Consider the following 12,190-nt stretch of genomic DNA (forward strand, 5'->3'; position numbering starts at 1 on the left):
CCTAGAGCCCGCAGGCGTCGCCGCCCTCGACGAAGCCCTGCCGGAAGGCGTCGACCAGCTCGAAGCCGGACAGGCCCGACTCCGGGACGACGGTCGGCTCGGTGGCGTACCGCAGCAGCACCACCGCCGCCTCGTCGACGTCGCCGGGCGAGAGGTCCAGCGGCGCGCCGTCGAGCGCGCCGAGGTGGGCCTCGCGGGCCAGCCAGCCGGTGGCGCACACCGCGCTGGTCACCGCCTCCGGGTCGTCCACGGACAGCCCGCGCTGCTCGCGGACGGCCAGCGCGTAGGGCAGGCCGAGCAGCGTCGTCACGGCGAAGTCGCCGACCTCGTGGAAGGCCGGCTCGAGCAGGCCGGCGGCGTCGTAGCGGACCGAGCCGTCCCCGGGACAGAACTGCAGGTCCAGCTCGGCGCCCTCGCCGGTGCACACCGCGCCCGCGCCGTCGGCGGCCCGGACCTCGGGCGCGGCGAACGGGCCGCCGAGCGGGCCGGTGCCCGGGAAGCCGCGGGTCAGGGCCTGCTGCCAGAAACCGGCCAGCACGTCGTCGGCGCCGTCGACCACCGCGCGGTAGGACCGGTCGCGCCCGCCCGGGCGCGGGAGGACCTCCTCCTGGGTGAACACGCGGGACCCGTCGAAGGCGGCGCACGCCCCCGGACCGTCGGCGTAGCCCTCCTGGAAGGCCGACAGCTGGTCGAACAGCGACCCGTGCGCGTCCTCGGCGTCGGGCGGGGTGCCGACGGCGTCACCGAAGTACAGGTAGCCGAGCAGGTACGGGTCGAGCTCCTTGGGCCGCACGGCGAAGTGCTCGGAGTGCCCGGTGACCACCCACTTGGTCCACGCGCCGGCGAAGCACTCGGCCTGCGTCTCCGCGACGATCGAGGGGTCGTCGAGACCGGCCTGCGCCTGGACGGCGTGGCTGATCTCGTGCGCCATGATCTCGGCGACGATGAACGGCCCGTAGTCCCCGACCAGGTCGGCCAGCCAGGCCCGGTCGTAGACGACGACGTCGTCGTCGCCGCAGTAGAACGCGTTGTCGGCGAGGTCGTCGACGTCGTCGGGGAAGCAGACGCCGTCGGGCAGGGCGGCGGGGTCGGTCTCGGCGGGGTCGACCGACCAGAAGCCGCCCTCGATCGGCCCGAACCGCCCGCCGAACACCTCCGGGTAGGTCCGCTCCCACCAGGCGAGGACGTCGGCCACCGCGTTGCGGGCCACCCGGTCGGCCGGGTCGCCGTCCTCGGCCAGGTGCACCCGCACCTCGACGTCGGTGGCGTCGGTGGTCGCCGTCCCCGTCGGGGAGGCCGTACCGGGGACGACGGAGGTGCAGCCGCCCGCCAGCACCCCCGCCACCAGCAGGACGCCGGCGGCCGGGCGGCGCGAGCGGGCGGCGGCGGGCATCGTGACAGCGAGGCTCCCCGGCGGCGACCCCGCGGTCAACGGCGCCGCGCGCCGGGCCGGGACGCCGGCACCGCCCGCGGCGCGCCGTCGCTGCGCGGGGCGGGCACGCCCGCCGCGACGACGGGCCGGGGGCGGGCCGGGGGCGGGCGCCGGCCCGGCACGGTCCCGCACGGCCCCGACCCGCCACCCGCCGGTCAGTCCCCGAGGGGGTGGGTGCGGATCGCGGTGACCAGGGAGCAGCCCTCCGGCCCGAACGGGTCGACGACGAAGCCGAACTGCGCGAGCACGTCGGCGAGCAGCGCGTTCATGGTCCGCTGCACGGCCGTGTCCAGCGCGGCACCGCGGACCTGCTGCACGCTCATCCGGTCGTGCTGGCGCCAGCTCACCAGGACCCCGCCGTGGGTGGTCTCCGGCGTCAGGCACACCCCGCCGGCGGCGGCGGTCCCCGGGTCGGTGGCCGAGCAGTCGTGCAGCGACAGGCCGGCCTCGACCAGTGCGGCGGCGACCTCCACGACCAGCGTGGTCAGCGCGTCCTCGTCGGTGAGCAGCTCGTCCCAGTCCTCGGGCAGCCGGTCGAGCTGGGTGCCGAGCTCGGTCAGCCACGCCCGGTCCTGCGGCGAGGGGCGCCGGGCGACGGTGCCGTCCTCGCGGAGCACGCCGTGCACGGTGCGGACCGCGCCGTCGAGCTCGCAGGCCACGGCCGCCCAGTCCGCCTCCACCCGGTCGTCGAACGGCCCGGCGAGCGCGACGGGCCGGTCCCCGGTCCCGTCGGCCAGCCACCACGCCGTCGGCGCGCCGGCCGAGGCGCTGCGCCGCCCGGCGGGGTGGGTCGCCAGCCCCACGGCGGTGCGGGCCGGGGTGGCCGTCGCGACGGCGCCGGCCGCGGCGGCCTCGCCGCCGCCGGTCGGCAGGGCCGGCACCGGCGCCTTGAGCAGGACGGGGACGGTGTCGTCACCGCCCGCCGCGACCGGCGCGGGCGGGCCGGCCGGCGGCTCCCGCCGGCTCGCGGCGTTGCGCTCAAACTCGTAGCGGGCCGTCGAGCTGCGGCCGAGCGCGACGACCAGCCCGGCCGTCGCGAGGAACCCCAGGACGGCGACCACCGGCCAGAGCAGGACGGCGGTCATCACCAGGCGCACCAGGACCGCTGCGGACCGGCGCCCCAGTCGGCCGCCCGCCGCACCCAGCCGCGCACGACCGCCACCGGGTCCACCGGCACGCGGACGGCGGGGCCGGGGAGGGCGGGAGCGTCGGGGGCGGGGGCGTCGGGGGCGGGGGCGTCGGCGGGCAGGCCGGCGTCGGACTCGAGGCCGAGCAGGTCGAGCAGGTCGGCGATGCCGAGCCCGTCCCCGGGCGGTAGCGGGGACGGGGAGGTCCGGCGGGGTGCCGGCAGGGTGGGCGCGCTCACGGTGTTCCTCCAGGACGACGTCCCGGCCGGGGAAGTGCCGGGGACACCGAGAGCATCGGGCCCGGGCGCCCCGCGGGACCCCTGCTGGACACGGCTCCCGCGGCGGCGTCACGTGATCGTTGTGTGCGCCCGTCCGCGGGGGTGGTGACCGTGGGCAACCGACGACGTCTTGTCGACTCGCGGTGCGTCCCCCCGCGTGGACGGCGTCCGCGCCCGGTCGGTGATCCCGGGCGGCGGCGTGTCGGGCGCTATCAGCCCCGGGTGGCCGTCTCGCGGGGCGCGCCGCTGCTGTCGTGGGTGGTCCACTCGCCGGTCGGGCGGCCGTGGTCGGACCACCCGGAGCGCAGCTCCGTCCCGTCGAGGCGGAACCACTCCCCGCAGCCGACGGGCCGCCCGCCGACGACGTGCCCGCGGGCGCGCAGGGACCCGTCGCGGTGCCGCTCCTCGTGCGGTCCCTCGGTGGACCCGGCCCGGGGCGCGTCCGCCTCCGTCCTCGCCGTCCCGGGTCGCCCGGAGCCTGCCACGGGGGTCCGGCGGGAGGCGGGACCCGGGAACGACGCCGGGACGCCGTCGGTGTCGACGGCGTCCCGGGAGGGCGTGCTGTGTGGCGCGTGCGGCGCTTACTCGGCGTAGCGGACGACGTGTCCGCCGGCCTCCTCGCCGAGCGGCGTGACGTCGAGGCCGCGCAGCCAGAGCACGTCGGCGAGCGCGCGGTTCATGACGGCCTGCACCGAGATGTCGGCGACCAGGCCGTGCACCTGCTCGACGCTCATCCGGTCGTGCTGCCGCCAGCCGACGACGACGCCGTCGAGGGCGGGCTCGGCGCTGACGCAGGCCCCGCCGAGCGCGGCGCCGTCACCGGCGGCGTCCCACAGCGGCAGGCCGGCCTCGGTCAGCGCGGCGGTGACCTCGACGACCAGGGTGGCCAGCGGGTCCTCGTCGGTCAGCTCGGCGTCCCAGTCCGCGGGCAGCCGGTCGAGCTGGTCGCCGAGGTGGCCCAGCCAGGCCAGCTCCTGCGGGGAGGGGCGGCGGTGCAGGCCGCCGTCGGGCCGCAGGACGCCGTAGACCGGCCGGGCGTCGCCGGCGTGCATCGAGGCGGCCCAGGCCGCCTCCGACCGGTCGGGGAAGGGACCGTCGACGAGGCGGTCGCGTCCCTGCCCGTCGTCGACGACGAGCCACCAGCCCAGGCGTGCCTGGCCGTCGACCCTGATCTCACTGCTGCGGAGTGCCACTGGTTCCACCGTTCATCCCGTCCATGGGGCCGCCGCGGGGGAAGCGCGACGGCGGCCGCGCCCGCCGGGTGAGGGCGGAGCGGGTGGCAGAAACGTAGGGGCGCGGCGCGCGACGCGGACCCCGGTGCGGCGCTCGCGTGACACGGCGTAGTCGGATCGTTGCGAAGGCCACCGACACGGACGGTGACCGGCTCCTCCAACCGCCCACATGTCGACCGTTCCGCGCTCACGCGTGCGTGTGGATGTGCCGAAACCGCACGACGACGCCGTTTCGGCTCAACCCCCGGCGCGTCCCGGCGGTGGCGCAGGCGGACCGGGACCGCGCCCGGCCGGGATGCGCGATCATCCCCGGGACGAACGGAGGAGACCCGTGACCGACAGACCCGTGACCGACAGTGCACCGGTGGTCGTCGACGACACGGCGGCCAGCCGCTTCGAGGTCCTCGTGGACGGCGCGGTCGCCGGCTACGCCGAGTACCGGCGGACGGCGTCGGCGCTGTCGTTCACCCACACCGTCGTCGATCCGGCCTTCGAGGGCCGCGGGCTCGGCTCCGTGCTCGCGCGCGGCGCCCTCGACGCCGCCCGCGAGGCGGGTGCGCGGGTCCTGCCGTTCTGCCCGTTCATCCGGGGTCACATCCGGCGGCACCCGGACTACCTCGACCTCGTGCCCGCCGACCGCAGGGCACAGTTCGGGCTGGCGCCGGCCGCCGACCACCCGACCCCCGACGACCCGAGGTGAGACCCCGATGACCGAGACCCGCGACCTGAGCGCCCTGGAGGCCGAGCGCGACCGCATCCGCGCCGCGCACCTGAAGCCGGCCGGCGAGCGCCCGCCCTCGACCGCCCGCGGCCTGCACCACACCGCGCTGATCAGCAGCGACGTCGAGCGGACCGTGCGCTTCTACCAGGAGGTCCTCGGCTTCCCGCTGACCGAGCTGGTCGAGAACCGCGACTACCCCGGCTCCTCGCACTTCTTCTTCGACATCGGCAACGGCAACCTGCTGGCGTTCTTCGACTTCCCCGGCCTGGACGTCGGCCCCTACGCCGAGGTGCTCGGCGGGCTGCACCACATGGCCATCAGCGTCGAGCCCGAGCGCTGGCACGAGCTGGTGCGGCGGCTCACCGACGCCGGGGTGCCGCACGAGGTGCACAGCGGCGTCTCGGTCTACTTCCGCGACCCCGACGGCGCCCGCATCGAGCTGATCGCCGACCCGCTCGGGGAGATGTACGGCCTGTCCGTGCTCTGAGGCCCGGGCGGTCAGTCGCCGCCGCCGTTGCCGTTCCCGCGGCCCCTGCCGTTGCCCTTGCCGTTCCCGTTCCCGTTGCCCTCGTCGTCCCCGCCCTCGTCCTCCTCCTCGTCCTGCACCGGGGGCGGCGTGGCGTAGGTGACGGTGACCGCCGACCCCACGACGACCGGGCCGGTGGGGTCGACGGCGACCACCTGCCCCTCCGGGACGTCGCCGGTGACGACCGTGCCCGGCTGCACCTGGAGCCCCAGGGCGACCAGCTCCGCCTGGACGTCGGGGAAGGGGCGCCCGACCAGGGCGGCGGCCACGACGTCGACCGTGGGGGGCGGCGCGGGCTGGGTCGTGGTCGGGGCGGACGGCGACGGGGCCGAGGACGAGGTCACGGGCTGCGACGCGGACGGGGAGGACGACGGCGCCGCGGACGGGGAGGGGTCCCCGCGGGTGCCGAGGACGACCGCCACCCCGACGACGGCGAGGACGAGCAGCGCGAGCGCACCGGCGAGCAGCCGGCGGCGCCGCGGCGCCTCCCCGGGGACGTCGGAGGGCGCCGTCGCGTCGGCCGGGAGGACGGTCGTCTGCTGCGGGGCCGCGACGGGGAGGACGAGCGTGGCCGACGACGCGCCCAGGGCCGGCCGGCCGGCGAGCACCGCGTCGACGGCGTCGCGCAGGGCGGCGCCGTCGGGGAAGCGGGCGGCCGGGTCCTTGGCCATCGCCCGCTCGACCAGCGCGCGGACGTCCGCCGGCACGTCGGCCGGCAGCGGCGGCGGCTGTTGCTGGACGTGCATGAGGAGCACCTGCACCGGGCTCTCGGCGTCGAAGGGCACCCGTCCCGTGAGGCACTGGTGGGCGACGACGCCGAGGCCGTAGACGTCGCTGGCGGGCGAGGCCTTGGCGCCCTGCACCTGCTCCGGGGAGATGTACTGGGCGGTCCCCATCACCTGCCCGGTCTGGGTCATGTGGACGCTCGACGCCGACCGGGCGATCCCGAAGTCGGTGATCTTGACCCCGCCGTCCGGCACGACGAGCACGTTGCCCGGCTTGACGTCCCGGTGGACGACGCCGGCGGCGTGCGCCGTGGCCAGCCCCGCGGCGGCCTGCCGCACGATGCGCAGCGTCTCCGTCGCGTCCAGCCGGCCGGCGCGGGCGAGAACAGCCGACAGCGGCTCCCCGGCCACCAGCTCCATCACGAGGTAGGCCAGCGGCTCGCCGTCCGGGCTGACCGTCTCGCCGTAGTCGTGCACCGCGGCGATGTGCGGGTCGGACAGCTGCGCCGCGTGCCGCGCCTCCGCACGGAAGCGCTGCAGGAAGGACGGGTCGCCGGTGTACTCGCTGCGCAGGACCTTCACCGCGACCGGCCGGTCGAGCAGCGTGTCGTGCCCCCGCCAGACCCGTCCCATGCCGCCGCTGGCGAGGACGGAGTCCAGCCGGTAGCGGCCGCCCAGCAGGTCGCCCGTCGGGCGCATCGGTCCTCTTCCCCCTCGTCGTCCGGTGGCCGGTCCCCCCGGCCGCCGGACGCCCGCGGCGGGGACGACCGGCCTCAGGAGACGGTACGTCGCGCGGGGTCGGGGAAGGAGCGGTCCCCGAAGAGCACCCGGCGTGCCGCGGCGCGCCCGGGCGCCGTGCGCAGCACCGGGAAGGCGGCCGCCGCCATCGCCGGGGTGCGCACCGCCGCGAGTCCCCGGCGCAGCAGCAGCCGGCCGCGGAACGCGGCGCGCAGCGCGGCGCCGTCGTAGTGCCGCAGCGCGTCGGCCCGGCCGGTCCGCAGCGCGTCGTCGAGGACGTCGGCGGCGTGCCGGGACAGCCGCAGGCACGGGTCGAGGCCGCCGGCGGTGAGCGGGGAGACCGCGCCCGCGGCGTCGCCCACGAGCAGCCCGTCCGCGCAGCCGATCCGGCGCAGCAGGCCGCCGACGGGGATCGGCCCGCCGCGCCGCTCCACCTCGCCCGGCCGGCCCGCGGGCAGGCCCGGCGCCCCCGTCGCGAACCGCCGCAGCGCCGCGCGCAGGCCGTCCGGGAAGCGGGCGGCGTACCCGGCGACGCCGACGTGGGCGTGCCGGCCGTCGTCGACCACCCAGGCCAGGTAGCCGGGGGCGAGCGAGGGGTCGAGCACGCAGTGGAAGGTCGGCGGTCCCCCGCCGTCCGCGACCGGGAACACCTCCTCGGCGCCGACCAGCAGGTGCGTGTTGCGGTCCAGGCCGAGGTCGCGGGCGACGGCGGACCGGGCGCCGTCCGCGCCGACGACGAACCGCGCCCGCACGCGCGCGACCCCGTCCGGGCCGGCCAGCAGGGACCCGCCGTCCGCGCGCCCGGCGTAGCGGGTCCCCAGCGCGAGCCGCACGCCGGCGTCGGCCGCCTCGCGGGCGGCGGCCGGGTAGAGCGCGCCCATGTCGCCCACGCGGTACTCGTCGCGGTCGCTGTCCAGGACCACCGGCCGGCGCCGGTCCGGCGGGTACAGCACCACCCGCCGGATCGGCGGGCCGAGGCAGTCCGGCGGCAGCGCGAAGTCGTCGAGCGTCTTGCGGACGAAGATGCCCGTGGTGCGGATCGCGCCGTCCAGGCGCCGCCGCCGGTCGGCCAGCAGCACGTCGTGGCCGCGGCGGGCGAGCAGCGTGGCGGTGTGCAGGCCGGCCAGCCCGGCGCCGACGACGAGCACGTCGGCGGTGTCGCGGGCGCTCACCGGTCGGCGTCGGCGCGGACGAGGCGCAGGAGGCCGAGCAGCAGCGCACCGGCGGCCCAGGCGAGCAGCACGGCGACCGACGACGACCGCGTCATCCCCGGCCCCTCCCCGCCGAGCAGGAGGAACGCCGCCCCCGACCCGGGCAGCACCTCGGCGACCGCCACCGACCAGCCGGCGCCGACCGCCGGGAGCAGCAGCGGCAGCACCAGGAGCAGGAGGAAGGCGGCGACGAGGGCGCCGGCCGTGCCGCGCAGCAGGAAGCCGAGCCCGGCGGCGAGGGCGGTGCCGGCGGCGAGCACGAGGGCGACGTCGGCGAGCACGCCCGGGCCGTCGTCCCAGGACAGGGTGATCTCCGGGTGCGGCGCGGCGAACGCCGCCATGGCGCCGGCCAGCGCGATCGCCACCCCGAGGACGGTGGCGACGGCGACCGGCACGAGGGTGCGGGCCGCCAGGAGGACCCCGCGGCGCGGCGTCCACTGCAGGGTCGGGACGATCCCGCCGGTGGCGTGGTCGGACGTGACCGCGAGGAGGACCAGCGTGAGCAGCGCGAACTGCGCGGGCAGCACCGGCACGGCCACCGCCGCCCAGGCGCCGCTCCCCGACGGCGGGTCCGCGGCCGCCTCCGCGCCGGCGACGGCGTCGATGCCGGCGGTGGTCACGGCGGCGGCCGCCAGGCACCACCAGGTGGCGCGGACGGTCCACAGCCGGGTCCACTCGGCGGCGGCGGTGCGGGCGAGCAGGCGCCCGGTGCCCACCCCGGGGACCGACGGCGCGGTCACCGGGCCCCCTCCGGCGTCGCCGCGACCGGCCGGCCGGGGTGCTCGACGGCCTCGCCGGTGAGCGCGAGGTAGGCCTCCTCCAGCGAGGCGGCCGTCTCGGACAGGTGGTGCAGCGGGATGGCGGCGGCCGTGGCGAGGTCGCCCACCTGCGCGGCGGTGCCGCCCTCGACCTGCAGCTCCGCTCCCCCGGCAGGCTCGGCGGAGAGGCCGTGCCGCCGGAGCAGCGCCGTCAGCGCCTCCGGCTGCGGGCTGCGGACCCGGACCCGGGGCCGGCCCGGCCCGCGCAGGAGCTCGTCGGTGGTGACGTCGGCGACGAGGCGGCCGCGGCCGATGACGACCAGCCGGTCGGCGATCGCCTGCACCTCGCCGAGCAGGTGGCTGGAGACCAGCACGGTGCGGCCCTCGTCGGCGAGCCCGCGCAGCAGCCCGCGGATCCAGCGGACGCCGTCGAGGTCCAGCCCGTTGACCGGCTCGTCGAACAGCAGCACGCGGGGGTCGCCGAGCAGCGCGGCCGCGATGCCCAGCCGCTGGCGCATGCCGAGCGAGTACGCGCGGATGCGGCGGCGCGCGGCGCGCTCCAGGCCGACCTGCCCGAGCACCTCGTCGACGCGGCGCGCCGGGATGCCGTTGGTCCGGGCCGCCACGCGCAGGTGGTCGCGCCCGGTGCGGCCGGGGTGGACGGCGCCGGGGTCGAGCAGGGCGCCGACCTCGCGCAGCGGCTCGGTCAGCTCCGCGAACCGCCGTCCGCCGACCAGCGCCGTCCCCGCGGTCGGGCGGTCCAGGCCGAGGACCATCCGCATCGTCGTCGACTTGCCCGCCCCGTTGGGGCCGAGGAAGCCGGTCACGGTCCCGGGCACGACGTCGAAGCTCAGGTCGTCGACGGCGAGGACGTCGCCGTAGCGCTTGGTCAGGCCGCGGACCTCGATCACCGCGAGGCCTCGTGCGCCGGCTGCGGGGCCTCCTGCCCGTCGGGCACCCACTCGAGGATGTCCCCGGGCTGGCAGTCGAGCACCCGGCACACGGCCTCGAGGGTGCTGAAGCGGATCGCCTTGGCCCGCCCGTTCTTGAGCACCGCGACGTTCGCCGGGGTGAGCCCCACCCGCTCGGCGAACTCGCCCACGCTCATCTTCCGCCGGGCCAGCTCGACGTCGAGACGCACGACGATGGGCATCAGATGACCGCTTCCATGTCGGTGCGCAGGACGGTGGCCTGCCGCAGCAGCGCCCGCATGACGACCACGAGCAGCCCGACCACGGCGCCGACCAGCAGCAGCACGACCAGCAGCGCGGGGAGCACGGGGTCGTCGCTCACCTCGTCGACGACGAAGTAGTAGGAGCAGACGAAGGCGCCGAGGAGCATCAGCCACCCGGCGGCCATCGCGCCGACGATCGCGTCCACCCACGGCTGGGAGCTCGCGCTGAAGATGCGGTCGGCCGTGACCAGCGTCAGCAGCTGCCAGGTGCAGACGATGACGACCTGGACGCACACGAGCGCGAGGACCAGGACCGTCCACATGACCCAGCCCACGACCGTCTGCTCCAGCGACGGGTCCGCGACGTCCGGCACGAGCTCCGGCACGGCCCGGACCTGGGCGGCGGCCAACGCGGCGAACACGACGACGAGCAGGACCCGCAGGGGCACGACCACCCGGTGCATGCGTGACATGCATCGACTCTCGCGCATGATCCATCGAATGTCGATAGACGGTTGTCGACGAACGAGAGGTCCCTCGGCTGTGGAGAGCGCACCGGTCCCGGGCCCGGCCGCTCTCGCGTCAGGCGCGCGCCGTCAGCAGCAGTCGCAGGTCTCGTCGCAGCAGTCGTCCTCGATCGGGTCGCTCACGGTTCGTCACCTCCCCTCGCGGGCGGGCACCAGGTGCCGGGGCTGGGCGGCGGGCACTGCGCCGAGGGCAGGGCGTCGGCCATCGCCCGCATCTGCGCGCGGAGGGCCACGAGGCGGGCGATCTCGGCGTCGACCTCGTCGAGACGCCGGCGCAGCAGCTGCTCGGCCGGCTCGCAGGGACACGTCCCGGTGTCGCGCACGGCCAGCAGGGCGCGGATGTCGGACAGCCGCAGGCCCAGGCGCTGGGCGCCGCGGATGAAGTGCAGCCGGTCGACGGCGCCGGCGTCGTAGCTGCGGTAGCCCGCCGCGGTCCGCTCCGGCTCCGGCAGCAGGCCGACGCGCTCGTAGTAGCGGACGGTGTCCGTCGGGACCCCTGCCGCGGACGCCAGCTCGGCGACGCGGAGCCCGCGGACGGCTGTCGCTGTCATGCGGCCGACGCTAGGCCTGTGACCCGGGTCCAGGGTCAAGCCCGGCGCCCGGCGGAGGGGTCCTCAGCCGGCGAGGGTGCGGCGCAGAGCCGCCGCCAGGGTCGCCGCGTCGAGCGTCTCGAGGGACCCGGGCACACCGAGCAGCGCCCAGGTCAGGACGCTCCGCTCCTCGGGCGTGAGGTCGCGGCCGAGGACGGGGACCAGGAGGGGCGCGGCGACCTCGTCGACCACGATGTCCCGCCCCCAGAACGGCAGCGGGACCGCCGGCAGGACGGCCGCCCCGTGCCGGGCCACCGCCGCCTCGGCGGCGGCGCGGAAGTGGAGGTCGTCGTAGCGGCCCAGCCGGTGGGCCCAGTCGTCGGCCCGGGCGACGCTGCGGCGCCGGCGGCGGATCGCCGGGTGCGCGACGGAGTCCAGGGACTCCGCCTCCCGGTCGGTCTCCCGCACCTCGTCCCGGGGCAGCGCCGCGGCCATCAGGCGCAGGGCGCCGGCCACCGCGGGGGCGGCCAGCACGGCGGCGGTGTCCTCCAGCAGCGAGGCGGCGTTCCGCCACTCCGGCGCGCCGGGCGCGGCGGTCGACAGCAACGCGACCAGCCGGTCCCCCGCCCGGACCGGGTCCTCGGCGATCCCGAGGAACCCGGCCGCGCCCTCGACCGCCACCTGCACCCAGCCCCGCCGGTCGGCGAGGTACCCGCGGGCCGCCTCGACGCGCCCGGCCTCGTCGAGGCCCGCGGCCAGCCGCGCGGCGACGTCGGCCCGCGCGGCGGCGAGGGCACGCTCGCGCCGCAGGTCCGGGTCGTCGTCGCGGGCGAGCCGCAGCGGTGGCTCCCCGTGCCGTGGGCAGTCCCGGTCGAGGCCGGTGAAGACGCGCCGGTCGGGGGGCGCGTCGGCGTCCCGGTACCAGGGACCGAAGGGGCCACCGGGCCAGTCGGCCGGGTCGAACCGGCCGCCGCGGGTCGTCAGCAGCGGTCCCGCGCCGGGCTCCTCCTCCCAGCCGGCGAGGACGCCGTCCACGACGTGCACGTGGCCGCCCGTGTGCATCGCGACGGTGTAGGTGCCCGTGGGGCCGAGCCCGCCGCGCGGGAGGCCGACCCGGTCGCCGACGTGCAGGTACCGCAGGCCCTTGCCCCACAGCTTGACCTGCTCGTAGCGGTGCCCGTGGTGCACGGTGTCGTACGTCCCCATGGCGC

Annotated in this window: 14 protein-coding genes; 2 read left to right on the forward strand and 12 right to left on the reverse strand. The window is 77.6% G+C overall.

Annotated features, from left to right (window positions below):
* Position 1: 1 nt before the first annotated feature.
* From ACI79Z_RS19330 to ACI79Z_RS19345, 4 genes are all read right to left on the reverse strand, one after another.
* Positions 2 to 1,393 carry a neutral zinc metallopeptidase gene (locus ACI79Z_RS19330; protein WP_456903526.1) on the reverse strand — a complete coding sequence of 464 codons (1,392 nt, stop codon included), beginning with the start codon at positions 1,391 to 1,393 and terminating at the stop codon, positions 2 to 4.
* A gap of 194 nt (positions 1,394 to 1,587) precedes the next feature.
* Positions 1,588 to 2,517 carry a hypothetical protein gene (locus tag ACI79Z_RS19335; RefSeq protein ID WP_387988299.1) on the reverse strand — a complete coding sequence of 310 codons (930 nt, stop codon included), beginning with the start codon at positions 2,515 to 2,517 and terminating at the stop codon, positions 1,588 to 1,590.
* A complete protein-coding gene (locus tag ACI79Z_RS19340; RefSeq protein ID WP_456903527.1) occupies positions 2,517 to 2,798 on the reverse strand; it encodes a hypothetical protein in 282 nt (93 codons plus the stop codon). Before ACI79Z_RS19340 ends, ACI79Z_RS19335 begins: the two co-directional genes overlap by 1 nt.
* A gap of 620 nt (positions 2,799 to 3,418) precedes the next feature.
* Positions 3,419 to 4,039 (reverse strand): hypothetical protein, encoded by a 621-nt coding sequence (locus ACI79Z_RS19345; RefSeq protein ID WP_387988297.1) that lies wholly within the window; start codon positions 4,037 to 4,039, stop codon positions 3,419 to 3,421.
* 325 nt (positions 4,040 to 4,364) lie between these two features.
* Here ACI79Z_RS19345 and ACI79Z_RS19350 point away from each other — a divergent pair, with 325 nt between their 5' ends.
* Entirely contained in the window at positions 4,365 to 4,769 is a 405-nt protein-coding gene (locus ACI79Z_RS19350; protein WP_456903528.1) for a GNAT family N-acetyltransferase, read from the forward strand.
* 7 nt (positions 4,770 to 4,776) lie between these two features.
* Positions 4,777 to 5,277, forward strand: coding sequence for a VOC family protein (locus ACI79Z_RS19355; protein WP_387988295.1), 501 nt, complete (start codon positions 4,777 to 4,779; stop codon positions 5,275 to 5,277).
* Between the two features lie 11 nt (positions 5,278 to 5,288).
* Here ACI79Z_RS19355 and ACI79Z_RS19360 read toward each other — a convergent pair whose 3' ends face one another.
* The 8 genes from ACI79Z_RS19360 to ACI79Z_RS19395 form a co-directional block, all read right to left on the reverse strand.
* Complete coding sequence (locus tag ACI79Z_RS19360) at positions 5,289 to 6,740, reverse strand: protein kinase domain-containing protein (RefSeq protein WP_456903529.1); 1,452 nt, start codon at positions 6,738 to 6,740, stop codon at positions 5,289 to 5,291.
* Between the two features lie 74 nt (positions 6,741 to 6,814).
* Positions 6,815 to 7,951, reverse strand: a complete 1,137-nt coding sequence (locus ACI79Z_RS19365) for an FAD-dependent oxidoreductase (protein ID WP_387988293.1) — start codon at positions 7,949 to 7,951, stop codon at positions 6,815 to 6,817.
* A complete protein-coding gene (locus tag ACI79Z_RS19370) occupies positions 7,948 to 8,730 on the reverse strand; it encodes a hypothetical protein (protein WP_456903530.1) in 783 nt (260 codons plus the stop codon). Before ACI79Z_RS19370 ends, ACI79Z_RS19365 begins: the two co-directional genes overlap by 4 nt.
* The gene (locus ACI79Z_RS19375) at positions 8,727 to 9,659 is read right to left on the reverse strand and encodes an ABC transporter ATP-binding protein (RefSeq protein WP_456903531.1); all 933 of its coding nucleotides are present in this window, start codon (positions 9,657 to 9,659) and stop codon (positions 8,727 to 8,729) included. Before ACI79Z_RS19375 ends, ACI79Z_RS19370 begins: the two co-directional genes overlap by 4 nt.
* Positions 9,656 to 9,901: a helix-turn-helix domain-containing protein gene (locus ACI79Z_RS19380; RefSeq protein WP_387988290.1), complete on the reverse strand. Its 246-nt coding sequence runs from the start codon at positions 9,899 to 9,901 to the stop codon at positions 9,656 to 9,658. Before ACI79Z_RS19380 ends, ACI79Z_RS19375 begins: the two co-directional genes overlap by 4 nt.
* Complete coding sequence (locus ACI79Z_RS19385; protein WP_387988289.1) at positions 9,901 to 10,395, reverse strand: DUF2975 domain-containing protein; 495 nt, start codon at positions 10,393 to 10,395, stop codon at positions 9,901 to 9,903. Before ACI79Z_RS19385 ends, ACI79Z_RS19380 begins: the two co-directional genes overlap by 1 nt.
* A 173-nt stretch (positions 10,396 to 10,568) precedes the next feature.
* Complete coding sequence (locus tag ACI79Z_RS19390; protein WP_456903532.1) at positions 10,569 to 11,000, reverse strand: heavy metal-responsive transcriptional regulator; 432 nt, start codon at positions 10,998 to 11,000, stop codon at positions 10,569 to 10,571.
* Positions 11,001 to 11,063: 63 nt separating this feature from the next.
* Positions 11,064 to 12,185 (reverse strand): hypothetical protein, encoded by a 1,122-nt coding sequence (locus ACI79Z_RS19395; RefSeq protein WP_387988287.1) that lies wholly within the window; start codon positions 12,183 to 12,185, stop codon positions 11,064 to 11,066.
* Positions 12,186 to 12,190: the final 5 nt, after the last annotated feature.

The organism is Geodermatophilus sp. SYSU D00663 (genome assembly GCF_054050655.1).